The sequence below is a fragment of the Gilliamella sp. A7 genome, assembly GCF_002142015.1.
GTDB classification, from domain to species: domain Bacteria; phylum Pseudomonadota; class Gammaproteobacteria; order Enterobacterales; family Orbaceae; genus Gilliamella; species Gilliamella apis_A.
The window spans coordinates 1-25,694 of record NZ_NASN01000034.1; the positions used below are offsets into that span (position 1 = coordinate 1).

The following is a 25,694-nucleotide window of genomic DNA, read 5'->3' on the forward strand; positions in this document are numbered from 1 at the left end:
CTTTTATGTAATAAATTAAATTACAATAAATAGTAGGTGATTTTTAAATATAAGAAAAGTTTTTTTAAAAAATACTATATATATTAAATAGCTAGAAAGATGATTATAGAAGGTGTAATGGCTTAAATAAGCTATTACACCTTAGTTATTATCAATTATTGTTAGTTGCATTTATAGTACTAAAAAGTTCAGTTAAATTTTTAACTGTCTGTTTAGCACCTAAATCTCGTAATGACAGATAAGCGTTAATTACCTTATCAACAAAAAGTTGATTATGCGGCAAGTCACTACCAAACACATGAGTTAAAGACAATAACGCTTTTACTCTATTTTCATCATCGGTACTATTTGCGACAAGGTCGGTTATTTGCATAATTGACGGATCACTTACCTCAATAGATTTACCCGCATCATCAATCCCACTCACGTAACGCATCCAAGCAGCAACACCTAAAGCAAGACAATCAAATGCAGTATTATCAGCTAGATGATAACGAATTGAATCAAGCATTCGTTGAGGTAACTTCAATGTTCCATCCATTGCAATTTGCCATGTACGATGTTTTAAACCGGTATTTCGATAACGATCAAGTAGCGAATCAGCATAAGCAGATAGATCAACATTTTTAACTCGCAACGTTGTTGCTTGTTCATTTAGCATTAAATGCCTAGCGGATGTAACATAATTAGCATCCTGCATACATTCATCTATATGTAAATAACCGGCTAGATAGCCTAAATATGCAAAAAATGAATGGCTACCATTTAACATGCGTAACTTCATTTCTTCATATGGCAATACATCATTAACTAATTCTGCCCCCACTTTTTGCCATTGGGGGCGCCCTGCCACAAAATTATCTTCAATAACCCATTGTCTAAATGGTTCACCGGCAATACCGGCGGGATCATCAATACCACCTAGTTGTTTGTTTATTTTTGCCATAGTTTCTGGCGTTGCGGCTGGTACGATTCGGTCAACCATTGTAGATGGAAACGTAACATTATCATCGATCCATTGGGCTAAAGTAGGATCTCGCTGTTTAGCCAATGCTAAAACAACATTACGTGTAACATGTCCATTTTCAGGCATATTGTCACAAGACATCACCGTAAATGGTTTTAATCCTTGCTCTTTACGTAAACGCAACGCCTCAACAATGACACCAGGAACAGATTTAGGTGCATAAGGATAAGAAATATCATGACTAATTAATGGATTATTAATATCTATAGTTGCTGTCGAAGGTAGATAGCAATAACCTTTCTCAGTTACGGTTATCGATACAATCGCAATTTCAGGGCGAGTCATCACCGCTAAGACTTTTTGTATTCCATCAATATCTGCATGTAATGCTTCTTTTGCAACACCAACAACGCGGGTATTCCAATTATCATAAGACATTTCACAAACACTAAATAAGCAATCTTGTTGTTTTAAATCTTGAATTTGAGCTTCACCACCAATCAAGTTAACTTCACAATATCCCCAATCGCTATCATGCTGTGCAGCTAGTATATCCGTATACACAGCTTGATGAGCACGATGAAAAGCGCCAAAACCAATATGAACAATTTTGGTTTTAATTTTGCTTCTATCATAAGTTGGAACAACTACCTCTTTAGGTAGTTGTGATAAAGTTTGATTTGATAATCTCATAAAAGTCTCTAATTAATAATTAATTAAAAATAATCATTTATTTTGTAGTTTTATTTTCCTACCCATTGTTGATATTCTTTTTTAATTTTATTAGGTGCTGTTTCAGGCAATAACGCAATACCGATAACAGATAAAATACCTAATGTACCAACATACAAGGCTAATCCAGAATAATGTCCACTACACATTTGTAAAATCTTAACTGCACAAAGCCCTAAAATACCACTTCCAATTAATGAACCAACCTGCCATATCAACGCTATACCACTACAACGAATTGCTGTCGGAAATAATTCTGGGAAGAATGATGCTTGTGGTGCATAACACATAGCATGTCCTATAGGTAAGACAATTATCATTGCTAACTGAATTAACATATAATTTTGTGTATTGACCATTAAGAAAAATGGAACTATAAAAATTACTTGCAGAAGGGCGCCAAGTATATAGACTCTTTTTCTTCCCCATTTATCCGATAAAGCACCCATTAACGGGATAGTAAAAATTTCGATGACTACAGCAACAATTATTGCATCTAATACATAACTTTTATTAAATTGATTTACATTTACATAGGCTAAAACAATCACTGTAAACATAGCAAATGAACATGCTTCAATTAGTTTTGCACCAACCCCTTTAGCAACAATCCCCGGATAATTTTTCATAACATCTTTCAACGGCATTGAAGATTCAACAGCTTTAGTTTGTCTAATTTTTTCAAAAACTGGTGATTCGTCAATACGTAATCGGATAAATAATCCCAATATAACTAAAAGTAAACTTAATAAAAATGGTATTCTCCAACCAAAATCAAGCATTTGTTCTTCTGAAAGTAATGATGTTAATAAAGCAAAAAGCGCTGAAGGTAACAAAAAACCAAGTGGTGCCCCTATTTGCACCCAACTAGAGAAAAATCCGCGCTTTTCAGGCGGAGAATATTCCGCTGTCATCAACACCGCACCTGCTTGTTCGCCACCAACACCAAATCCTTGTAGAACTCTAATTAAAATTAGAATTACAGGTGCCCACCAACCAATTGATGCATAAGTTGGTAATAAACCAATAACGAATGTTCCTAATCCAACAATTAGAATAGTAATGACTAACGCTTTTTTTCTTCCTACTTTATCGCCCATATGACCAAAAACAATACCGCCAATAGGTCTAGCAAAAAAACCTACTGCATAAGTAGCAAATGCTGCAAGAGTGCTAATAAAAGGATCATTACTAGGAAAGAACAGTTGACCAAAAAAGAGTACTGCTGCCGTTCCATATGCAAAAAAATCATAATATTCTGCAGCAGTTCCAATAGATGATGCAACAGCTACACGCCTTATAATATTCCGTTTTTCTTTTTCTTCCATTGTTTCTAAAGTTGACATATTAATTTCCTTCATTTTTTAATTACCAATTCCACAATGTGCCATCTTCTAGACGAGCAATTGGCAAATAAGCAGGATTGTATGGATATTTTGCTGCAAGTTTTTCATCAAAATCGATTCCTAATCCGGGTTTGTCACTTGGATGCATATAACCATCATTAAAGGTCCAATTAGGCGAGAAAACTTCTAACATCTGTTCGGAATAACCCATAAATTCTTGTACACCAAAGTTAGGTACCCACATATCAAAGTGCAGCGCCGCTGCATGACAAATTGGTGATAAATCAGATGGACCATGCGAACCAGTTCTAACTTGATAAAGAGCCGCAAAATCAGCAATCCGGCGCATATGTGTAATACCACCAGCATGAGTTATCGTGGTTCGAATATAATCAATCAGTTGTTCTTCAATTAATTGTTTACAATCCCAAATGCTATTGAATACTTCACCGACAGCAATTGGTGTTACGGTATGTTGACGAATTAAACGGAAGCACTCTTGATTTTCTGCAGGTGTCGGATCTTCCATCCAAAATAGTCGGTAGTCTTCAATACTTTTGCCAAATCGTGCTGCTTCAATTGGGGTTAAACGATGGTGCATGTCATGCAATAGATGTTCATTAAAACCAAATTTATTTCTTACTGCTTCAAATAATTTGGGTGTGAAATCAAGGTATTTATCGGTTGCCCAAAATTGCTCTTCTGGATAATTACCTCGAGTTGCCGGCTCATAAGCTAAATTTTTACCTTTACTTTGACCGTATGTGGTCTTCATTCCTGGTATTCCACACTGAACACGAATGGCTTTAAAACCCATTTCCTTGTGTTTAGCATAATCATCTAACGCTTCTTCAATATCTTTACCAGTGGTATGGCAATAAACCATGACACCAGTACGTGAAGATCCACCTAATAACTGATAAAGTGGCATATTGGCAACTTTACCTTTGATATCCCATAACGCCATATCAATTGCTGATATCGCTGACATGGTCACTGGCCCACGACGCCAATAAGCACCTTTATAGAAATATTGAAATATATCTTCAATTTGACTAGCATCTCGGCCGATTAACTGTGGACAAAGATGATCTTTGAGATATGATGCGACAGATAATTCTCGTCCGTTGAGTGTCGCATCACCAACTCCATATATGCCTGAATCTGTAGTGATTTTTAATGTGACAAAGTTCCTTCCTGGACTACACACAAAAACCTCTGCTTTTACGATTTTCATTTGATACCTCTGAAAAATGATTAATGAGCAAACTTTAATTCCAATTATACTACCATACAAGTAGATTAGAAAAATTGTGTGATATTGATCACATAAATATTAACTTTATGAGAAATAAGTAATAAAAAACCCCGCTCCTCAAATTTTTGAGAAACAGGGTTTTTAAATGTCTAGTATAGTCGTAGATAGTTTTTTTAATAAGTAATTAATTACTTTATATAGCATCGCTTTTTATAATAAAATCACCAGTCACTCGTTAAAACCTCCTTTATTTATAATTATTAAGCATTGGGTACTATTTTGATTCTTCTAATTGATAATTACGATTCTTTTACTTTTAATATCTATGATTACCTTTGCCGTGCTGGTGCCGAAGTTATGGTCATCAAAAATGATGAAAAATCTATTGACGAATTAAAGCAATTATCGTTTTCCAAAATGGTCATTTCTCCGGGGCCAGGAACACCTGATAATGCCGGAATATCATTATCGGCAATCAATTGTTTTGTTAATCACTGCCCAATCCTTGGCATTTGTTTAGGTCATCAAGCGATTGCACAATATTTTGGTTATAACATTGTTAAAGCCCCAGTACCAATGCATGGTAAAATTGATGAAATTACTCATGATGAGCAAGGCTTATTTGTCGGGATTAAAAATCCACTCTCCGTAGTTAGGTATCATTCTCTAATTGCCCAAACTAATTTGCCATCAAATGAATCACCTTTAATAGTTACCGCTAAAAATAAGCAAGGATTAATAATGGGATTACGCCATAAAACACGGCCAATAGAATCGGTACAATTTCACCCTGAGGCAATTAAGACAGAATTTGGTTTAAAAATAATTAGCAACTTTGTTAATGGTAATTAAAATGAAAATTTATATCGATTTTGAAGGTGAACGTAAATATTTTTGTGATCCAATCAAAATTATAAAATCAAACGATTATAGATCTATTAAACAACACATTGATGAAATAGAAAGCTTCACAAATAAAGGTTATTACGCTTGTGGTTATCTTGCTTATGAAAGTGCTATGGGATTTAGTGAAAGCAATAAGACCAAAGTTATAAAAAGCTCAAATCTTGATTTACCATTACTATTATTTGGTATTTTTGATAAGTATACGAGTGAGCCGATTCCAGATTCAAATCACTTTTCACCACTATCGTTAAAGTTATCTTGTGATACTGATATTAACGAATATCAGCAAAAAATTGACTATATTCACTCGCAAATTGAATTAGGTAATACTTACCAAACCAATTATACCATTCAATTTAGTGCACCATTTAATAGTAATCCTTTAGATTATTATTACTTTCTACAAAAAAATAATCTTGCCAATTATTGTGCCTATATAGAATTTGAAAATTATCATATCTTATCTATTTCTCCTGAGCTATTTTTTAAATTAGAAGATAAAACTATTACAACGAAACCAATGAAAGGTACTACCGCCCGAGGATTGACGACACAACAAGATAAACAACAAGCAGAGTTGTTGAAATCAGAAAAAAATCTTGCTGAGAATATGATGATTGTTGACTTATTGCGTAATGATTTGAGTAAAATTTCAAAATCTGGATCGGTCACCGTCCCACAATTATTTACCGCAGAAAAATACCCAACTGTATGGCAACTGACCTCGACTATTCAAGGAATATTAAAAGAAAATATTAATTTATATCAGCTATTGCAAGCACTGTTTCCATGTGGATCAATTACTGGAGCGCCTAAAGCAAGTACTATGCAAATTATTAGTAATATTGAGAATTCAGCTCGTGGTGTGTATTGTGGCACAATTGGTTATATTGACCCTTTTATGAAAAAAGCGATATTTAATATTCCAATACGTACCTTAACCATTAATAATCAACAATTGAATTATGGTGTTGGTGGAGGTATAACCTGGGATTCAAGCGCCAATGATGAATATAACGAAGTCCTAGCGAAAACAGCTATTTTGCATAGAACTTTGTCTATGCCTGAATATATTATTGAAACCTTATTGCTTGAAAATGGAGAGTTTTTACTACTTGATGCGCATTTAAACAGATTGAACGACTCAACGCAATATTTTGATTTTACATGTGATATTCAAACAGTCAAACAGACATTAACGAAGCTCGCAAAAAAATATCCATTAGGAAAATATAAAGTTAGACTTCAGCAATCAAAATCAGGACAATCGGAAATAAGCACAGATTTGCTCACTACCTCAATGGTGATTGATAATATAGCTTTTGCGCCTAAAAGTGTCGATAAACATAATGTTTTTCTATATCATAAAACAACCAATCGACAACATTTTCCTCAATTGACAGTTGGCCAAGAATATATCAATTATAACCAAAATGATGAAATCACCGAGTTTGTTAATGGTAATATCGCCCTATTAATTAATGATAAGTGGATAACTCCTGTTATTACATCAGGATTATTAGCTGGTACTATGCGACAACATTATTTAAATGAACATAAATTAATTGAGAAAACAATTAACAAAAAAGATATTTTACAAGCCGATAAAATAGCATTTATTAATAGTGTTCGTGGTTGGATTGAGATTGAAGAACAGGTGTTAAATAGATTGAAAAAACAGTTATAGTAATATGAAATTGACAACCTAGTATATTCCGCCATTATATTGGCGGAATATTTAACAATAACTAATAATTGATTGAATTTGCAAATTCTAACTCTTCATCTTGCCAACCTTGCGATAAGGCTTTTACCAACGCACCATAACCATTTTTTGCCAATGGCACATGACGCTCAATGATTTTAGATCTAATTTGACCTTTGCTATCTGTCACTACCCAACGACCTTTTATCACTGCATCACCATTATAACTACCATGGAAACCATCAATAAAAAGCTTAATTGTTAATGTCGGTGTAGTAATAGATTTAGTTGAGACTAAATAATTAGGTAAAAGTTGAGTTAGATCCTGCGATAATCTATCTGCAAATTGTTGAGACAGCGTCGATGCCCATAAATTATTGGTTGCTGTGACATATTTTATATCTTGTGTTTGTAAAACAATGCCTGATTTATTTAAAAAACTGGCTACTTCAATAGACTCAATCCAAATAAACTTATTGGTCGAACGAGTCGTCATTAAATCAGTATTAACTAAATTACTTGTTAGTTGAAAATAATTTTTTCCTGAAGTATTCGACGAACAGCCTACCATTACCGTTAATAATGCTATCAATAGTGTAATTTTAAAGCATCGAATCGATTTAAACATTATTTATTTCCTCTGGCTTTTGGTTCTTCATCTGTTTTGTTTGGTGCAGAAAAGATCAATGCGTTACTTTTATTATTTAGTGTATGAAGTAAAGGAGTTAATTCATCCATCATTTGTTGAATTTTCTGTAAACTTTCATTCATTTGTGTATTAAGTTGTGAACCTGGTTGTATTCCTTTCATCGCTTCATTTAATGAACGCATAGCTCTCTGTAAATCTTTTGGCATATTTTGCATTTCTTTACTTGCCATAATTTGATTGATGGTATTCATTAAGCGTTGGCTCGATTCTAAGGATTTATTAAATTGCTCCATAGTATTGTTTACAGGTAAATTATTAAAATTATCTAATAATTGCAGTATTTTTGCTTGAATTTGCGAAAATCCAGTTGATGTAGTTTCGATAGTATCGTATCCATATTGTTTAGCTAATTTAGTATCATATTTGTCTTTTAACTCTGGATAAAAATCTAAATCAATATAGAGCGCACCGGTAAATATATTTGAAGTTTTTAAGGATGCTCTTAGGCCATTTTTTTGTTCATCCATAATCAAAGCGACAATATCAATCTTATCCTCTACTAATTCAGATAAACGATCTGGTTCGATCCTAATTAATACAGGTACTTTTTGATTGAGAATTGATATATCTTTCAACATCTCCGATGTATAGAACGGTACCGAGCTCACTGTACCAAGTCTTATACCATGATACTCTACTGGCGCCCCTTCGGTTAAACCAGAGATTGACTCATTAAGCATAATAATAAATTCTTTATACTCGGTATATTGAGAATCTTGAATCGACTTTCTATCTTCATATAATTTATAAACATCATGTTGCTTAGCGGGTTGTCCTAATTTTGCCCCATCAGGTAAATCAAAACTAATTCCTCCTGACAATAAAACATCTAAAGAGGGCACATCTAAACTAGCACCACGAGAAGATAACGTTAAATTGATCCCCCCCTCTTTCCAAAATCGTACATTTTCGGTAACTAATGCATCATAAGGTGTGGTAATAAAAATTTGATACTTCATTTTACGCGCTTCAACATCAAACTGTGACGTTTCAACATTACCAACATGATAGCCACGAAACATCACTTTAGCACCGCGTGGCACAACACCACTTTGATCACTATCTAAATTTATACGAATTCCCTTTATACTTGGATCGGATAACGGTGGTGCATCAGATAGAATAAATGGGTTATTTTTAAAGCTATGAGTATCATTCCCGGAAACAAGTTCAATATAGACACCTGATAAAATAGTCCCTAGCCCTGTCACACCATCACGACCAATTTCAGGTTTAACCACCCAAAATATTGAATCATTTTTCAAAAGCGGATTCATATCGTTATAGATACGACCTTTGATTACGACTTGTTTGTAATCATCAGATAATGTCACTTCATCAACGATACCAACATCAACACTGCGATTTTTTATGACAGTTTTACCTGCTACAATACCACTTGCATCTTTAGCTAATAATGTAAAAGGTGTGCCTCGATCAGCAAAATGGGCATAAATAATCCATAAACCAACAACTGCGGTAATTATGGGAATAATCCATATTGCTGAAATTGCTCTAATTTTAATTATTTTTGCAGATTTATTTGAGCTTACCATATTATTCCTATTATTTTCTAGTTGGTATTCGATCCCAAAGCAAACGTGGATCAAATTTTTGGGATGCAATCATTGTAATGATAACGACAGTAGCAAAAAAACTTACCCCAATATCAGGATATACAGCCATCATTTGTTGATTTCTCACTAAAGAACACACCACTGAAACCACAAAGATATCGATCATTGACCATTTACCAATAAATTCAACAGCATTATATAATTTCTTCATTTTTAGACAATTACGTTTTTTCTTATTCTTAACTGCTAAAGCAAAATAACAAAGCCAACTAAGTGAAATAATTTTTAAAATAGGGATAACTACACTAGCAGCAAAAATGATTAACGCTACCGGCACATCCCCAGCTTGCCACATATAGATAACACCATCCATAATCGTCGAACTCGATGGTGCCCCAAAGACTTCGGTAATCATGATACCAAATAAATTAGCTGGTATATAAATAATCAGTGACGTGACTAAAAGTGCAATCGTCCACTGTATTTTATCTCTTCCTCTGATTTGACTTTTTTGTTTACATCTTGGACATTTAGCATACTCAGTAGGAACCATAGCATGGCAACAGTTGCACAATTTTATATTTTGATAAATTCCAGTTTTACCTACTTCTAAAGGTTTTAAAGTAAAATTATTACGGTGGATTTCATTCCATATTTTACCCGGTGTAAAAATAACCAATGCTTTGATATAAAAGAAAACAAATAAACAAAACGCCCAAAATGTTCCTGTAACACCAAGGCTGCCATAACTCATTAATTTAACAAAACTAACTAAAATTCCAGTTAAAAATATTTCGGGCATACACCAATGTTGAAATTTTCCATACACGATCAAAAGATCTCTTTTTCGATATTTTGTCAGTTTTATTTTGGAACAAAGTAATACAATAATGGATAAATTTAATAGTGGAAAAACAAGTACAAATAAAACAAATAGTGTGGAAATATAATTATATCTATCAAAAAAAAGTGTTTTGGGTATATCTAAAACACTTACACCATTAACATTACCGACTAAATTAATATCAATAAATACAAACCCACAAGCGACGATTAGCATAATTAATGAACAAAATGCATACATTGCCGCGCGAAACTTCATATTGTTCTGATTTTTAAACAATATCGTAGCACAGCGAGGACAAGTAGCTTTATGGCCAATCGCGACATTTGTTAATCCGATAACCAAATCACAATGGGAACACAATACATAATTTTGATTATCAATCGTCATCATTTTCCTTTATTTGATAGTGTATTAATTAGTAAAGATGTTTCTGATTAGCATAACGTTTAATTATAAAAAATTGCCAATATCCATTAAACGATCATGTTTTGAGGTAATTAATTTAATACATTAATAATGTCAATGACCAAAAGCTTTTTAGTATTAATCATATCAAATGCTTCTTTTTTATGAAAGTATTACCTAATTAAATTAGCATAATTTGGTTATTGTCATTTTATACAATTACGATATGTAGATCGTTGTTCAAAAAAACTGTTTGAATGACTTTTAATTCATTAGGAATTAGGATTTATTAATAAATATTAAGAAAATTTGTGAATAATTTCACATAATTAATCAATTTAGTACTGTTTATAAAAAAAACTTGATACTGTATAACAATACAGTATAATGTGTTTCATATCCTTACTTACTGGAATTTAATTATATGAATGAAAACAAACAACGAGCACTTTCAGCAGCATTAAGTCAAATCGAAAAACAATTTGGAAAAGGTTCAATAATGCGTTTAGGCGACACACAAACCTTAGATGTGGATGCCGTTTCAACTGGTTCTTTAGGATTAGATATAGCATTGGGTATTGGTGGCTTACCAATGGGCAGAATTGTTGAGATCTTTGGACCTGAATCATCAGGTAAAACAACATTAACATTATCAGTTATTGCACAAGCTCAGAAAGAAGGCAAAACCTGTGCATTTATCGATGCGGAGCATGCTTTAGATCCAATTTATGCTGCAAAATTAGGGGTAAAAGTTGATGATTTATTAGTTTCACAACCAGACACTGGTGAACAAGCACTTGAAATTTGTGATGCATTAGTTCGCTCTGGCGCTGTTGATGTCATTATTGTCGACTCGGTCGCAGCATTAACACCGAAAGCGGAAATCGAAGGTGAAATGGGTGATTCTCATATGGGATTACAAGCACGTTTAATGTCTCAAGCATTACGTAAGTTAACCGCTAACATCAAAAATGCAAATTGCCTTGTCGTTTTCATCAACCAAATTCGTATGAAAATTGGTGTTATGTTTGGTAATCCTGAAACAACTACTGGCGGTAACGCATTAAAATTCTATGCTTCAGTGCGCTTAGATATCCGCCGTACTGGTGCAGTAAAAGAAGGAGAAGATGTTATCGGTAGTGATACTCGGGTAAAAGTGGTTAAAAACAAAGTCGCTGCGCCATTTAGACAAGCTGAATTCCAAATTCTTTATGGATGTGGTATATCAAAAGAAGGTGAATTGATCGATTTAGGTGTCAAACATAAGTTAGTTGATAAAGCTGGCGCATGGTATAGCTATAATGGCGAGAAGGTTGGGCAAGGTAAAGCCAATTCAATTAAGTTTTTACAAGAACATCCTGAAATCGCTACTGAACTTGAAACAAAATTGCGTGATTTATTATTAAATAGTCCTGCTATTTTTTCTGCTGAGGATGAAGAATCAACAATAGAAAATGAAAACTTCGAATAATGTCACACAATCTTAATAAATTAATTTTAGCCAAAGCTGTGCAACTACTTGCACAGCGTGATCACTCCTCATATGAGCTTACCAGAAAATTAACCTTATTTTTTAGTAAAAAAATAAAATGTGCAGAAGATGACTACCCAGAACAATTAAGCCAATTAAAAACACAAATAGAACATGTCATTGAACATTGTACTTATCAACATTGGATGGATGATGAGCAATATATTGAAAAATATATATTTATGCGTGCTAATAAAGGTTATGGAAGATATAAAATTAGTTTAGAATTAAAACAACGAGGTTTATCATCTGATATTAATAAAAAACTTTTAAGTTTAGCTGATATTAATTGGGCTGAGATAGCTTATCAACAATTGTTGAAAAAGTTTAAACTTATTGATCCTAAAAATAATCAACAAAAACAAAAAGTAGTACAATTTTTAATCTCAAGAGGCTTTACACAAAGCGATATAAAAACTATGTATAGTTTATTGACTTAAACTATTATAGTCCCTACAATACTACACATTATGAATGCCCATTGCGTAAAAAGCTCTCAAGATCTTTTAGTTTTATTCCTTACTAATAGTAATTAGATCAATCGCTGTATTAAGAATATTTACTTTTCAACTTAAGTTGTAACGGGTATATTACTATGTCTAAAAATTTATCGTTTAATATGGAAGCATAAATGAAAAGCACTGCAGAAATTCGTCAAAATTTTCTTGACTTTTTCCATAGCAAAGGACACGAAGTTGTTGCGAGTAGTTCCCTTGTTCCACACAATGATCCAACACTTTTATTCACCAATGCGGGAATGAATCAATTTAAAGATGTTTTTCTTGGTATTGATAAACGATCTTATACCAGAGCGACGACATCACAACGTTGTGTGCGTGCTGGAGGAAAACATAACGATCTTGATAACGTAGGCTATACAGCTCGACATCATACTTTTTTTGAAATGCTAGGAAATTTTAGCTTTGGCGATTATTTCAAACATGATGCGATTCATTTTGCATGGGAGTTACTAACCAGCGACAAGTGGTTTAACTTACCAAAAGATCGCTTGACAGTAACAGTATATGAAACCGACGATGAAGCTTATGCAATCTGGGAAAATGAAATTGGTATTCCAAAAGAGCGTATTATTCGCATAGGTGATAATAAAGGGGCACCATATGCGTCTGATAACTTTTGGCAAATGGGAGATACTGGACCTTGTGGACCTTGTACGGAAATTTTTTATGACCATGGCGATCATATTTGGGGGGGACCTCCAGGAAGTGCAGAAGAAGATGGTGACCGTTTTATTGAAATTTGGAACATCGTTTTCATGCAATTCAATCGTCACGCTGATGGTACTATGGAACCGCTACCTAAACCTTCCGTTGATACAGGTATGGGGCTTGAACGAATAGCTGCAGTATTACAACATGTCAATTCAAATTACGATATTGATCTGTTTAAAAAATTAATAAAAGATGCTGCACAAATTATCCAAACTAAAGATTTAGAAAGTAAATCATTACGAGTTATTGCTGACCATATACGCTCTTGTGCTTTTTTAGTTTCTGACGGAGTGTTACCTTCAAACGAAGGCCGAGGTTATGTATTACGTCGAATTATTCGCCGAGCTGTACGTCATGGACATATGCTAGGTGCTAAAAATATATTCTTTTATAAGTTAGTTAAACCATTAATTGATGTAATGGGAAGCGCCGCTAATGAATTAGCAAATAACCAAAAATTGGTTGAAGAAACGCTAAAAATAGAAGAAGAACAGTTCTTAAAAACATTAGAACGAGGCTTATTTTTGCTTGATCAAGAATTAGGTAAGATTTCTAACGCAATACTACCTGGAGATGTTGCATTTAAACTGTATGATACCTACGGTTTTCCATTAGATCTTACTGCTGATGTATGTCGTGAAAAAAACATCACTATTGATGAAGATGGCTTTAATCAATGCATGGAAGAACAACGAAAACGAGCTCGTGAATCAAGTTCATTTAGTGTTGATTATAGCAATATGATTAAACTAGATGATAAAACTGAATTTTTAGGTTATAAACTTAATGAATCATCAGGAAAAATTATCGCAATTTTCCAAGATGGAAATAAAGTTGAAGTTATTAATGCTGGCGATACCGCTGTTGTCATCTTAGACAAAACGCCTTTTTATGGCGAATCTGGTGGCCAAGTTGGTGATAAAGGGATATTAAGCTCAGCTAATTTAGTATTCGATGTGACTGATAGCCAAAAATATGGCAAAAGTATCGGTCACATAGGTAAAGTCACCAAAGGAACATTAAAAGTTGGTGATATTGTAACCGCCGCAATAGATGTCGAACTAAGGGAACGTATCCGACGTAACCATTCTGCAACACATTTATTGCAAGCTGCTCTACAACGTATTTTAGGAAATCATGTACATCAAAAAGGATCACTAGTTAATGACAGTTATCTTCGATTTGATTTCTCGCATAATCAAGCTATTACGCAAGAACAAATTGTTGAAATTGAAAATCTAGTTAATCAACAAATACGTCGTAACTTGCCTGTCGACATAGAACTGATGCCTATTGATCAGGCTAAAAATAAAGGTGCTATGGCATTATTTGGCGAGAAGTACGAAGATATTGTTAGAGTATTAACAATGGGCGATTTCTCTATCGAACTTTGTGGTGGCACACATGTTGATAGAACTGGAGATATAGGCCTATTTAAAATTACTTCTGAATCTAGTATTGCCTCAGGAGTACGTCGTATTGAAGCCACATCAGGACAAAATGCGATGGAGTACATACACCATGAATCTAATTTATTAAATCAAATTGGACAATTGGTTAAAAGTGATAAATCAGCGGTGTTATCACGAATAGAGCAATTGCTCGATCAAACTAAAGCATTAGAAAAAGCAATGGAGCAGTTAAAGGCCCAACAAGCTAGCCAACAGAGTGGACAATTGCTTGATCAATGTGAAAAAATAAATAACAAGAATTTGCTAGTTGCTAAACTTGATAACATTGAAGCAAAAATGTTACGCACAATGATCGATGATTTGAAAAATCAATTGAAAACGGGTGTAATTATTTTAGCGGCTGTTAATGGTGACAAAATTAATTTAGCTGCCGGTGTAACTAATGATTTATTAGATATTGTTAAAGCTGGTGAATTAGTATCTCAATTAGCATTAAAAGTAGGTGGTAAAGGTGGTGGGCGGCCTGATTTCGCTCAAGCAGGTGGAATGGATCTCTCAGCGTTACCAGAAGCGTTATCTTCTGTGAAAAAGGAAATCAGTAATAAATTACAAGCAAGTTAGCCAGATGTGCTCCAGTGTTTGTTTGTTAATTAAACATTAGTGTATTTCTGTAAAATTCCGTCTTTCTGTCTTATTGATGGAAGGCTGACGAAGCTATATCTTAAAATTGTTTGGATATATACTTAACTGATATTAGGAGATCTAATGTTAATTTTAACTCGGAGAGTAGGTGAAACACTTATAATTGGTGACGACGTTGTTATTACCGTTTTGGGCGTGAAAGGTAATCAAGTCAGAGTCGGTATTAATGCACCTAAAGAAGTTTCTATTCATAGAGAAGAAATATACAACAGAATTCATCAATCGCAAGATAAAAGTGATGAATTAGTTCAGCCCAAAGAGTAATATTGGGTACGAAATAAACAACTAGCACGTGTTCTTAAAAAAATGTTTGACTTATTTTTTCTAGAACGTAATATGTGCGCCACACATTATGATTTTGTCGTTAAAGCAGAGTCATAATGTTTTGGTGAGATGGCCGAGAGGCTGAAGGCGCTCCCCTGCTAAGGGAGTATGCGGTCAAAAGCTGCATCGAGGGTTCGAATCCCTCTCTCACCGCCATTTAAAAATTAAAATATGCATCCGTAGCTCAGCTGGATAGAGTACCCGGCTACGAACCGGGCGGTCAGGGGTTCGAATCCCTTCGGATGCACCATTTTAAAATATTAAATACGCATCCGTAGCTCAGCTGGATAGAGTACCCGGCTACGAACCGGGCGGTCAGGGGTTCGAATCCCTTCGGATGCACCATTTTTTTAACGAACTTACAAGCATCCGTAGCTCAGCTGGATAGAGCACTCGGCTTCGAACCGAGCGGTCAGGGGTTCGAATCCCTTCGGGTGCACCATTAAGCATCCAAAAGTATTTTGTTTTCTTACAATTATAAAAATAAGAATTTATATCGACTTCAGTAAAACTAATAACGATTTGTTAATCCTCCTAAAAATATTTTTCTTTATACATTTTTGTAAAATCGGTTAAGCGTGTAATGGAATAAGACTATTACCGGATTAATAATCATCTCTGCTGTTTATAAATTAAAGTGATAAATACTAAAGAATAATATTTTTAATATATATCCAATAAAACACAAAATATGATGAGTTTGATAAAATACCCTACCTTCCCCCTTTATCAGATAAAAAAAGGCTAATAGCGCTCATTTAAAGCGTTCTAAAAAGCATTTTATTTATTACTTGATATTCTTGTCCCTAACTCATCCGATAAAAGCTGTTAAATGCGTAAAGTGGGAATAAATAAAAAATGAATTTACACGATAAATTTAAAATATGTCGAGAAACGGATAAAACATTTTATGAATGAGAAAAAAACGCTTCTATGATTAAAAAAGAAATTACATAACTAAAAATGTAAATTTGAAAAGATAGAAAAAAAGTAAATTTATTATATTACCCATCTAGATAAAAAAAAGCTGACTTTGTCAGCTTTAATTAAGAATAATTTTTTATTTATATGATTAGATAAATGATAATATTGCACCACCAATTATAACTATCAATAAAAGCCATAGCACAAGAGCAATAATACCGCAAACCATCCCAGCCGTAGCGAAACCTTCACCATTTTTATTGTTATTTCTTATATCATTCTTAGCAATAACACTTAACACTATAGCAACAATAGCTACAATAATACTAAAAAATCCCATAGGAATTAATGATACAATCCCACAAACCATTCCAGCTATAGCTAAACCACTTGTTGCTTTGTTCTTTTGTTGTTCCATTTACCTTCTACCCTGTAAAATTTTTGAAAATTTAAAATAAATAAATAGCAATTAAGTATAATATTATCGTTTTTGCAAATCAATATAAGATCCATTCAACATTCACTGTTGCCAACTACCACACAGCTCACTGAATCCTTGAAAAATTTTTCAAGAGGCAGTCGATAGAGAATAAACCTAAAAAGCTTTTAAACTGTTTTTTATTGATTATTTTGACTTTTATATAAAATTTTGATGAAAAGAAAATTGTTCAAAATAGTAATAATCCAAACTGTTACCGGCTAAAAGCACTAATAATATCTGCATAAAAAATATTTTTTTAGTAACAAATAGATGATTTGAAATTTAATTTATCATTGAAGAAAAATAGAATAATAGATTATTACAAACAAAACGACGTTTTTAATATTATATATTTTACTAAAAAATGACTGTCAATAACTTGTATTTGTATTTGCTTTTATTAATAATAATCACCTTAAAAAATTGAGCTAAATACACAACAGTAATAAATACAAAAATAAAACATTTTTATATGTATAGAGTTTGGCATATAACAAATAATTATTTTCTTATCCAATTAAATAAATTTATGAATATCATTTAGCGTTGTTCGGGCCTGCCACCTCGGTTGAATCCCAAAACAATTCTAGTATACTTAACTCACGAATTTCATATGTGTTATTAATCATACTTTTTTATTTATATGTTTTGTTAGCTGTACTAAAATAAGAAATTAAATAAATAACATTAATAAACAATAATGGACTCTTTTTATGTTGGACCCAAATTTACTTCGAAATGAATTAGATCTCGTTGCTAGCAAATTAGCACGTCGTGGATTTAAATTAGATGTTGAGACAATTCGACAACTTGAAGAAAAACGTAAAACACTACAGGTTGAAACAGAAAACTTACAAGCGCAGCGCAATGCACGCTCGAAAGCAATTGGTGAAGCAAAAGCACGTGGTGAAGATATTTCAACTGTGCGCGAAGAAGTAAACAAACTTGGCGAAAAGCTTAATAGTGCAAAAACAGAGCTTGATAAACTTCTTAATCAAATTAAAGATATTGCTGCCAATATCCCTAATATTCCTAATGATTCTGTGCCAGATGGTAAAGATGAGAATGATAATGTTGAAATTTCTCGTTTTGGCACCCCAAGAACATTCGATTTTCCTATTCAAGATCATGTTGCATTAGGTGAACGTTTCGGTGGTCTTGATTTTGCTGCTGGTGTAAAACTTACTGGCGCTCGTTTTGTGGTAATGAAATCACAAATAGCTCGTTTACATCGTGCAATTACGCAATTTATGTTAGACCTACATACTGAACAACATGGCTATGCTGAAATTTACGTACCATATCTAGTGAATCAAGCTACGCTTTTTGGAACAGGTCAATTACCTAAATTCGCCGGAGATCTATTCCATACCAAACCTCTTGATGAAGAGTCAGAAGGCAGTAATTATGCACTAATTCCAACTGCAGAAGTGCCTGTTACTAACTTAGTGCGTGATGAGATTCTTGATGAAAGCGTATTACCATTAAAAATGACAGCACATACGCCTTGTTTCCGTTCTGAGGCTGGTTCTTATGGTAAAGATACCCGTGGCTTAATTCGTATGCATCAATTTGATAAAGTCGAACTTGTACAAATTGTTAAACCAGAAGAATCAATGCAAGCATTAGAAGAATTAACGGCACATGCTGAAAAAGTTTTACAATTATTAGAATTGCCATATCGTAAAATTATACTTTGTACTGGAGATATGGGCTTTGGTTCTTGCAAAACTTATGATCTAGAAGTTTGGGTACCAGCACAAAATACTTATCGTGAGATATCTTCATGCTCAAATATGTGGGATTTCCAAGCGCGTCGTATGCAAGCTCGTTACCGCAATAAAGCTGATAATAAAACTTATCTAGTACATACACTAAATGGTTCAGGTTTAGCTGTTGGACGTACTTTGGTTGCTATAATGGAAAATTATCAACAAGCAGATGGAACAATTAAAGTACCATCAGTATTAGTGCCATATATGAATGGCCTTGAAGTTATCGGTTAGTTTTATAATTTCATCTATTCATTGTACATTGTAGCGCTATTAATTAGCGCTATTTTTTTACTAATTAAGGTAAATAAGATGATAAAAGGTGTTGCATTATCAATCCTAGCATCATGTCTTTTTGGCTTGCTGTATTACTATCCTGTATTATTGCAACCTTTATCTGTAATAGATATTTTTTGCTGGCGATTATTAACATCTTTTCCAGCTATTATTGTATTAATTCTGATTGAAAAGCAATGGTCATCTATATCTGCCCTCTTTATTCGAATTAAGCATCAGCCATTTCTTTTAGTTGGGTTATTATTTTCTTCTCTGCTATTGACTATTCAAATGCTTATTTTTATTTGGGCACCAATAAATGGTCATGGATTATCGGCTTCACTTGGCTATTTTTTATTACCATTAAGTATGGTGATCTTTGGGCAAATTTTCTATAAAGAAAGGCTAAGTATTTTTCAAAAAATTGCAGTACTACTTGCTAGCACAGGAGTTCTGTTAGAAATTTATATTACTGGCGCTTTTTCTTGGGAAACTGCTGTCATCGCCTTGGGTTATCCTATTTACTTTATGATACGACGCAAATTACAGATAGAAGGTATTGCAGGAACTTTTTCGGACTTCTTTTTTATATTTATAGGCTGTCTGATTTATTTTCTTTTACATTATCCATATAATCAGATTATAGGTGATTTATCTCATTTTCATATTTTTATTCCAATGCTCGGTATTATTACTGCCATTGCCTTTGCTATGTATTTTATGGCCAGACGACTGTTACCGCTTGGACTATTTGGATTACTAGGATATGTGGAACCAGTATTACTTACTGTTGTTTCTGTATTATTTTTAAATGAATCAGTATCCGCAGAGCATATTTTACCATACGGACTTATTTGGTTATCAGTTTGTGTGCTAGCTCTGGAAGGAACTATTTATATATTACGAACAGTAAAACGAAAAAGATTAAAATAGTAGATAAAAAGGCTCCATAATAGGTGCCTTTTTACTAGTTAATTAACTTTATTTACTAAATGTCACATACTGACCATAACTTTCAATAATTGCTTGAATTCGATCCAATGTTTCTCGAGGTGGAGCTTCTACACCTTCTAACATATATTTATCACCCAGTGTATCCCATTTATATGCACCGAGCTTATGGTATGGAAGTAATTCAACTCTTTCGATATTATCCATTCCTTGAATAAATTGACCAAGTAAATGGGCTGAATTATCATCATCCGTCCATCCTGGTACAACAACATAGCGGATCCAAGTTCGTTTATTTATCTTTTGAAGATATTTAGCAAATTCTAAAACCCGTTTATTTGGAACACCTACCAATTCTTGGTGTATCTCATCATTCACTTGTTTTAAATCAAGCATCACAAGATCAGTTACTTCCATTAACTCTTCAACGGTATGATCAAGTTGTCTTGCATAACCATTAGTATCTAAACAGGTATGAATACCCTCAGCATGACAAGCTTTAAACCACTCAGTGATAAATTCTGATTGTAAGGTTGCTTCACCACCAGATGCTGTTACGCCACCACCATTAGGCATAATAAAATTTTTATAAGTGATGATCTCTTTCATCAGCTCAGCGACAGTAATTTCACGCCCTGCTTTTAAATCCCATGTGTCACGATTGTGACAATATAAGCAGCGCATTAAGCATCCTTGAAAGAAAACAATGAAGCGAATACCTGGCCCATCAACTGTACCAAAAGACTCAAAAGAGTGAATACGACCTTTAATCGGTTGTTCTGTTGTCATAATAATATTTTTTTCCATAACAATTCTCTGATAATTGCTTACATTGCTCTTCTTTCTTATTTTAACTCAGTTATGCTAATGCTTTCACCAATTACACCAATAAGTGAGAAACGATATTAATTTAATTATAGTGAATATATATCAAGACAATTAAATAAAGTTGCTTGATATAATTCAATAACTTTTTTTAAGCAGAAATTTTAATTACAAAAAAATAGCGCCCTTAAAGGACGCTATTTAATTTAAGCTTATTATTAACTAAATTACATTGATTGAGTGAAAGTACGTGTTATAACGTCTTTTTGTTGCTCTTTAGTTAATGAGTTGAAACGTACTGCATATCCAGATACACGAATAGTTAATTGTGGGTATTTTTCAGGATGTTCCATCGCATCTAATAATGTTTCACGATTTAATACGTTAACATTTAAATGTTGACCACCTTCCACAGTTGCTTCATGATGGAAATAACCATCCATTAGTCCAGCAAGGTTACGTTTACGCGCATCATCATCTTTACCTAATGCATTAGGAACGATTGAGAAAGTATATGAAATACCATCTTTCGCATAAGCAAATGGTAATTTAGCAACAGAAGTTAATGAAGCTACTGCACCTTTTTGGTCACGACCGTGCATTGGGTTAGCACCTGGTCCAAATGGTGCACCAGCACGACGTCCGTCTGGAGTGTTACCAGTTTTCTTACCGTACACGACGTTTGAAGTAATAGTTAATACAGACTGTGTAGGAATTGCATTACGATAAGTTTTAAGTTTTTGAATTTTCTTCATGAAACGTTCAACTAAATCAACAGCAATGTCATCAACACGTGGATCATTGTTACCGAATTGTGGATATTCACCTTCAATTTCAAAGTCAACTGCAAGACCATCTTCATCACGAATAGTTTTTACTTTCGCATATTTAATTGCAGATAAAGAGTCAGCTGCAACAGAAAGGCCTGCAATACCACATGCCATAGTACGAATAATATCACGGTCATGTAACGCCATTAATGAAGCTTCATAACTATATTTATCATGCATATAGTGAATAGCATTTAGCGCAGTTACATATTGTTTAGCTAACCAATTCATAAAATGATCTAAACGAGCGAATACTTTATCAAAATCTAAATATTCGTCTGTAATTGGATCTTCTTTAGGCCCAACTTGCATTTTTAATTTCTCGTCCACACCACCATTGATTGCATAAAGAAGAGTTTTTGCAAGGTTAGCACGAGCACCAAAGAATTGCATTTGTTTACCAACAATCATTGGGCTTACACAACATGCGATAGCATAGTCATCGTTGTTAAAATCAGGGCGCATCAAATCATCATTTTCATATTGTAATGAAGATGTATCGATAGATACTTTTGAAGCAAATTCTTTAAATCCAGAAGGTAACTGTTCAGACCAAAGAATTGTCATATTTGGCTCTGGAGAAGGTCCCATGGTATATAAAGTGTTTAAGAAACGGAATGATGTTTTAGTCACTAATGTACGACCATCAACACCCATACCTGCGATAGATTCAGTTGCCCAGATTGGGTCACCAGAGAATAATTCATCATATTCAGGAGTACGTAAGAAACGAACCATACGTAATTTCATAACGAAATGGTCGACAATTTCTTGTGCTTCTTCTTCAGTAATTAAGCCAGCTGCAAGATCACGTTGGAAGTAAATATCAAAGAATGTTGAAGTACGACCAAGAGACATAGCCGCACCATTTTGAGATTTAACCGCAGCTAAATAACCAAAATAAGTCCATTGAACAGCTTCTTGTGCTGTAGTTGCTGGTGCTGAAATATCAAAACCGTATTTCGCAGCCATTTCTTTAATTTGACCTAGTGCGCGATGTTGTTCAGCAATTTCTTCACGACGTTGCATAGTCATTGGTAAATCAACGCCATTTTCAAAGTCAGCTTGTAATGAAGTGAATTGCGCAAATTTATCTTGCATTAAATAATCGATACCGTAAAGAGCTACACGACGATAGTCACCAATGATACGACCACGACCATAAGCATCTGGAAGACCAGTAATAACGCCTGATTTACGACAACGAAGAATATCTGGAGTATAAATATCAAACACACCTTGGTTGTGAGTTTTACGATATTCAGTGAAGATTTTTTTGACTAATGGATCTAAAGTTCTGTCGTAAGCTTTACAAGAGTTTTCGATCATTTTGATACCACCAAACGGGATAATCGCACGTTTTAGTGGTTTTTCAGTTTGTAAACCAACAATTTTCTCTAAATCTTTTTCAATATAACCTGCATCATGAGCAGTAATAGTTGAAATTACACTGGTATCAAAATCAACTGGTGTATGAGTGGAGTTTTCAAATTTGATGCCTTCCATAACTTTATCCCACAATTTAGTGGTAGCATCGGTAGCGCCAGCTAAGAAAGATTCATCACCCTCATAAGGTGTGTAATTTGTTTGAATGAAATCACGAACATTGACATTATTTTGCCAATCACCTTCTTTAAATCCTTTCCAAGCTTTTGCTTGTACTTCGTTTAAATTACTCATAATTATTAACCTCAGGTTTACATAAATACCTATCTACTCTTATATAAGGGTAAATATTATAAAATCAATGTGGCTTACGAAGATATAAAGCCCAATAAGGTAGCGCTACAGCTAAACCACCCAATATATTCCCAATTGTTACTGGGATTAAATTATTTAAGACAAAATGCTCAACTGTTAATGAACTAAACGTATCAGCAGATACGCCTACCGCCGTCCAAAATTCAGGCGATGCAAAGTTTTTAATGACAATGCCCATCGGAATCATAAACATGTTTGCGATACTATGCTCAAAACCACTGGCGACAAACATAGCTACAGGTAATACCATAATTAACATTTTATCAAGTAAACTACGACCCGCATAACTCATCCAAGCCGCTAAACAAACCATTAAATTAGCGAGTAAACCTAAGCATACGGCTTCAATAAAGGTATGGTGTAATTTATGATCTGCAGTTTGTAATACATTCAATCCCCACAAACCATTGGCTACCATATATTGTCCAGAAAACCAAATAACTGTTACAAACAGTATAGCACCAATAAAGTTACCAATATAGACAAAAATCCAATTACGAATCATTTTTGTCCAACTAATTTTATGGGTCATTCTAGGTAATATCGTTAGTACTGTTGAAGTAAAAAGATCAGAACCGCAGCATACCACTAACATCAATCCTAAAGAGAAACAGATACCACCAACTAACTTAGCCAAACCAAAAGCTACTGTAGCTGTTCCAGTCGTAACTGTGATATAAAAAACAAAAGCTATTGATATGAATACACCAGCAATGATGGCAGATAAGATAGTGCTACTAGGGTGTTTATTTACTTTGTAATTGCCTATTTCTTCGGCAATTTGGGTCATTTGTGCAGGAGAAAATGAGTCCACAAGCTTATCATTACTCAAGTTGACATCCTCAAAAAAACTAGGGTTTTATGAGACGCATAGTATACTCAAAAATTGAAGTAGATCACGTTTTTTTTTATTAAAAATCTTTAAAACTTAAAAATCACTAGTTATTAACAGTTTAAATTGTATATAAGATAGGCTCTCTTTCCATATATTATTTAGATTAAAAAAGTAGCTCAAACTCACTTAGTAATTGATTACTTATTATCTAAAATTCTACTTACCTTCACTAGATAATTACGTGACTCTTGGGAAACATGTGATGTTACTAATTTTCGATAAACTTGTTGCGGTGTCATTGAGTTAATAATATTAATGGCTTCATTTCTATCACTAGAAAATGTGCGCAATACACTACCAGCACCACCATTATAGGAGGTGATCATCGCATATCTTAATGAAATTGGGTTATTTATACCGGCCAGATACTTCGTTTTTAACAGTGATAAATAAGCGGTTCCCATATCAACATTATTACGTGGATCCAATAAAAACTGACGGCTAGGTTCGCCTGATTTTCCCCGTGAATTAAAGATATCTCGGCCAGCAGTATGTTGTTGTACTTGCATTAATCCTAACGCATCGGTACGACTGACTGCATAAGGGTTAAATGCAGATTCTACTTCCATAATGGCTAAAATTAATCGTTCGTCAATAAAATAACGATTTGATGCTTCAGTAACGAGTGGTAAAAATTTTCTTGCTCGTTCATTAATATGATTTGGAACCAGCTTGATTTCAACATAGGTAATTTTATGAGAACCAGATGAGCGGACTTTTAGATTATTAGCAAGGAAATAATCAGCGAAACTATTCGCCCTGCCACTCCAACGAATTGGCTGCCTTTCTTGGTCGAGAACTTGGTTATATAAAAATGGTTCTTCTGATAAGTTCTGACTTATTTTATCATGGCGAATGATATCAACTGGCTCAGACATAAGTAGTGTCGAAACAATCGCATCTTTTAAATGAGCTAGAGGAGTATCAGATAAAGTCTCGATTGTGATCACACCTGAAACAAAATTGATGTGGACTCGTGTTTGCAAATTATCTTGATACTGAACATAATCTTTTGGCCCAGCAATAAGAATTTCTTTAGGCCCCCAAATTTGTTCTATATTATTCGCATACTGACTGATTAAAATATTAAATGCATTGGTATCTTTTATATAATAATCTTCATCGGTACTTTTGTTTTTTGAACCAGGACAAGCTGTTAATAAAGTTACGGAAATGAGTAAAGTAATAATTTTATAGTTATTTTTCATTTTAGCTCTCAATTTTCAGGTTTATACCCATCAACAACCACGTCTTCACCTTCAAATAAAAACTTAACCATTTCAGTTTCAATTTTTTTACGATGTTCTAGATTCATCATATTAAATT

Annotated in this window: 19 protein-coding genes, 4 tRNA genes and 1 pseudogene; 12 read left to right on the forward strand and 12 right to left on the reverse strand. The window is 33.7% G+C overall.

What is annotated here, in order from left to right; genetic code table 11:
• Positions 1-151: 151 nt before the first annotated feature.
• The 3 genes from B6D18_RS08640 to manD are packed head-to-tail and all read right to left on the reverse strand — an operon-like array spanning position 152 to position 4,282.
• Complete coding sequence (locus B6D18_RS08640) at positions 152-1,660, reverse strand: mannitol dehydrogenase family protein (protein ID WP_086364088.1); 1,509 nt, start codon at positions 1,658-1,660, stop codon at positions 152-154.
• A 50-nt stretch (positions 1,661-1,710) separates the two neighbouring features.
• Positions 1,711-3,045 (reverse strand): MFS transporter, encoded by a 1,335-nt coding sequence (locus B6D18_RS08645; RefSeq protein WP_086364089.1) that lies wholly within the window; start codon positions 3,043-3,045, stop codon positions 1,711-1,713.
• Positions 3,046-3,067: 22 nt separating this feature from the next.
• Positions 3,068-4,282 carry a D-mannonate dehydratase ManD gene (manD, locus tag B6D18_RS08650; protein ID WP_086364090.1) on the reverse strand — a complete coding sequence of 405 codons (1,215 nt, stop codon included), beginning with the start codon at positions 4,280-4,282 and terminating at the stop codon, positions 3,068-3,070.
• Positions 4,283-4,582: 300 nt separating this feature from the next.
• Here manD and B6D18_RS08655 point away from each other — a divergent pair, with 300 nt between their 5' ends.
• Both B6D18_RS08655 and pabB read left to right on the forward strand, forming a co-directional pair.
• Complete coding sequence (locus B6D18_RS08655) at positions 4,583-5,155, forward strand: aminodeoxychorismate/anthranilate synthase component II (protein WP_086364091.1); 573 nt, start codon at positions 4,583-4,585, stop codon at positions 5,153-5,155.
• 1 nt (position 5,156) lies between these two features.
• Positions 5,157-6,896: an aminodeoxychorismate synthase component I gene (gene pabB / locus B6D18_RS08660; protein ID WP_158092558.1), complete on the forward strand. Its 1,740-nt coding sequence runs from the start codon at positions 5,157-5,159 to the stop codon at positions 6,894-6,896.
• A 61-nt stretch (positions 6,897-6,957) separates the two neighbouring features.
• Here the strand turns inward: pabB and B6D18_RS08665 are convergent, their stop codons facing one another.
• From B6D18_RS08665 to B6D18_RS08675, 3 genes are read right to left on the reverse strand one after another with little or no spacing between them, the layout of a single operon-like run.
• On the reverse strand, positions 6,958-7,542 hold the full coding sequence (locus B6D18_RS08665; protein WP_086364093.1) for a membrane integrity-associated transporter subunit PqiC: 585 nt from the start codon (positions 7,540-7,542) through the stop codon (positions 6,958-6,960).
• Complete coding sequence (gene pqiB / locus B6D18_RS08670; protein ID WP_086364094.1) at positions 7,542-9,179, reverse strand: intermembrane transport protein PqiB; 1,638 nt, start codon at positions 9,177-9,179, stop codon at positions 7,542-7,544. The genes B6D18_RS08665 and pqiB overlap by 1 nt, the downstream gene beginning before the upstream one ends.
• 10 nt (positions 9,180-9,189) lie before the next feature.
• Positions 9,190-10,434 carry a PqiA/YebS family transporter subunit gene (locus B6D18_RS08675; RefSeq protein ID WP_158092559.1) on the reverse strand — a complete coding sequence of 415 codons (1,245 nt, stop codon included), beginning with the start codon at positions 10,432-10,434 and terminating at the stop codon, positions 9,190-9,192.
• A gap of 442 nt (positions 10,435-10,876) precedes the next feature.
• On the opposite strand from B6D18_RS08675, the gene recA reads away from it, so the two are divergent.
• The 8 genes from recA (at position 10,877) to B6D18_RS08715 (ending at position 16,095) form a co-directional block, all read left to right on the forward strand.
• A complete protein-coding gene (recA, locus tag B6D18_RS08680) occupies positions 10,877-11,923 on the forward strand; it encodes a recombinase RecA (protein WP_086364096.1) in 1,047 nt (348 codons plus the stop codon).
• Entirely contained in the window at positions 11,923-12,423 is a 501-nt protein-coding gene (locus tag B6D18_RS08685) for a regulatory protein RecX (protein ID WP_086364097.1), read from the forward strand. The genes recA and B6D18_RS08685 overlap by 1 nt, the downstream gene beginning before the upstream one ends.
• 191 nt (positions 12,424-12,614) lie before the next feature.
• On the forward strand, positions 12,615-15,248 hold the full coding sequence (gene alaS / locus B6D18_RS08690; protein ID WP_086364098.1) for an alanine--tRNA ligase: 2,634 nt from the start codon (positions 12,615-12,617) through the stop codon (positions 15,246-15,248).
• Positions 15,249-15,392: 144 nt separating this feature from the next.
• A complete protein-coding gene (csrA, locus tag B6D18_RS08695) occupies positions 15,393-15,593 on the forward strand; it encodes a carbon storage regulator CsrA (RefSeq protein WP_065578109.1) in 201 nt (66 codons plus the stop codon).
• Positions 15,594-15,716: 123 nt separating this feature from the next.
• Positions 15,717-15,809 (forward strand) — tRNA-Ser (locus B6D18_RS08700).
• 17 nt (positions 15,810-15,826) lie between these two features.
• Positions 15,827-15,903: transfer RNA gene (locus tag B6D18_RS08705), tRNA-Arg, on the forward strand.
• Positions 15,904-15,921: 18 nt separating this feature from the next.
• Positions 15,922-15,998, forward strand: a tRNA-Arg gene (locus B6D18_RS08710).
• Positions 15,999-16,018: 20 nt separating this feature from the next.
• Positions 16,019-16,095, forward strand: a tRNA-Arg gene (locus tag B6D18_RS08715).
• A 630-nt stretch (positions 16,096-16,725) separates the two neighbouring features.
• Here the strand turns inward: B6D18_RS08715 and B6D18_RS08720 are convergent.
• Entirely contained in the window at positions 16,726-16,995 is a 270-nt protein-coding gene (locus B6D18_RS08720; RefSeq protein ID WP_086364099.1) for a DUF4190 domain-containing protein, read from the reverse strand.
• A 776-nt stretch (positions 16,996-17,771) separates the two neighbouring features.
• Between B6D18_RS08720 and serS the strand changes: the two genes are divergently transcribed.
• Together serS and rarD are read left to right on the forward strand one after the other, a co-directional pair.
• Entirely contained in the window at positions 17,772-19,064 is a 1,293-nt protein-coding gene (gene serS / locus B6D18_RS08725; RefSeq protein ID WP_086364100.1) for a serine--tRNA ligase, read from the forward strand.
• Positions 19,065-19,142: 78 nt separating this feature from the next.
• On the forward strand, positions 19,143-20,039 hold the full coding sequence (gene rarD, locus B6D18_RS08730) for an EamA family transporter RarD (RefSeq protein WP_086364101.1): 897 nt from the start codon (positions 19,143-19,145) through the stop codon (positions 20,037-20,039).
• Positions 20,040-20,087: 48 nt separating this feature from the next.
• On the opposite strand, the gene pflA is transcribed toward rarD, so the two are convergent.
• The 5 genes and pseudogenes from pflA to B6D18_RS13020 form a co-directional block, all read right to left on the reverse strand.
• Positions 20,088-20,864 carry a pyruvate formate lyase 1-activating protein gene (gene pflA / locus B6D18_RS08735; RefSeq protein WP_216818921.1) on the reverse strand — a complete coding sequence of 259 codons (777 nt, stop codon included), beginning with the start codon at positions 20,862-20,864 and terminating at the stop codon, positions 20,088-20,090.
• Positions 20,865-21,109: 245 nt separating this feature from the next.
• The gene (gene pflB / locus B6D18_RS08740; RefSeq protein WP_086364102.1) at positions 21,110-23,392 is read right to left on the reverse strand and encodes a formate C-acetyltransferase; all 2,283 of its coding nucleotides are present in this window, start codon (positions 23,390-23,392) and stop codon (positions 21,110-21,112) included.
• Between the two features lie 64 nt (positions 23,393-23,456).
• On the reverse strand, positions 23,457-24,305 hold the full coding sequence (gene focA, locus B6D18_RS08745; RefSeq protein WP_216818922.1) for a formate transporter FocA: 849 nt from the start codon (positions 24,303-24,305) through the stop codon (positions 23,457-23,459).
• Positions 24,306-24,505: 200 nt separating this feature from the next.
• A complete protein-coding gene (gene mltC, locus B6D18_RS08750) occupies positions 24,506-25,576 on the reverse strand; it encodes a membrane-bound lytic murein transglycosylase MltC (protein ID WP_086364105.1) in 1,071 nt (356 codons plus the stop codon).
• Between the two features lie 8 nt (positions 25,577-25,584).
• Positions 25,585-25,694, reverse strand: a pseudogene (locus B6D18_RS13020) (Fe(2+)-trafficking protein); the annotation flags it as partial.

Excerpts from the sequence above, each read along its gene's own strand:
- B6D18_RS08640 (WP_086364088.1), bottom strand. The coding sequence starts at position 1,660 with ATGAGATTATCAAATCAAACTTTATCACAACTACCTAAAGAGGTAGTT.
- pabB (WP_158092558.1), top strand. The coding sequence starts at position 5,157 with ATGAAAATTTATATCGATTTTGAAGGTGAACGTAAATATTTTTGTGAT.
- pflB (WP_086364102.1), bottom strand. The coding sequence starts at position 23,392 with ATGAGTAATTTAAACGAAGTACAAGCAAAAGCTTGGAAAGGATTTAAA.
- B6D18_RS08645 (WP_086364089.1), bottom strand. The coding sequence starts at position 3,045 with ATGTCAACTTTAGAAACAATGGAAGAAAAAGAAAAACGGAATATTATA.
- B6D18_RS08665 (WP_086364093.1), bottom strand. The coding sequence starts at position 7,542 with ATGTTTAAATCGATTCGATGCTTTAAAATTACACTATTGATAGCATTA.
- B6D18_RS08685 (WP_086364097.1), top strand. The coding sequence starts at position 11,923 with ATGTCACACAATCTTAATAAATTAATTTTAGCCAAAGCTGTGCAACTA.
- csrA (WP_065578109.1), top strand. The coding sequence starts at position 15,393 with ATGTTAATTTTAACTCGGAGAGTAGGTGAAACACTTATAATTGGTGAC.
- mltC (WP_086364105.1), bottom strand. The coding sequence starts at position 25,576 with ATGAAAAATAACTATAAAATTATTACTTTACTCATTTCCGTAACTTTA.
- pqiB (WP_086364094.1), bottom strand. The coding sequence starts at position 9,179 with ATGGTAAGCTCAAATAAATCTGCAAAAATAATTAAAATTAGAGCAATT.
- serS (WP_086364100.1), top strand. The coding sequence starts at position 17,772 with ATGTTGGACCCAAATTTACTTCGAAATGAATTAGATCTCGTTGCTAGC.
- B6D18_RS08720 (WP_086364099.1), bottom strand. The coding sequence starts at position 16,995 with ATGGAACAACAAAAGAACAAAGCAACAAGTGGTTTAGCTATAGCTGGA.
- pflA (WP_216818921.1), bottom strand. The coding sequence starts at position 20,864 with ATGGAAAAAAATATTATTATGACAACAGAACAACCGATTAAAGGTCGT.
- manD (WP_086364090.1), bottom strand. The coding sequence starts at position 4,282 with ATGAAAATCGTAAAAGCAGAGGTTTTTGTGTGTAGTCCAGGAAGGAAC.
- rarD (WP_086364101.1), top strand. The coding sequence starts at position 19,143 with ATGATAAAAGGTGTTGCATTATCAATCCTAGCATCATGTCTTTTTGGC.
- recA (WP_086364096.1), top strand. The coding sequence starts at position 10,877 with ATGAATGAAAACAAACAACGAGCACTTTCAGCAGCATTAAGTCAAATC.
- alaS (WP_086364098.1), top strand. The coding sequence starts at position 12,615 with ATGAAAAGCACTGCAGAAATTCGTCAAAATTTTCTTGACTTTTTCCAT.
- B6D18_RS08675 (WP_158092559.1), bottom strand. The coding sequence starts at position 10,434 with ATGACGATTGATAATCAAAATTATGTATTGTGTTCCCATTGTGATTTG.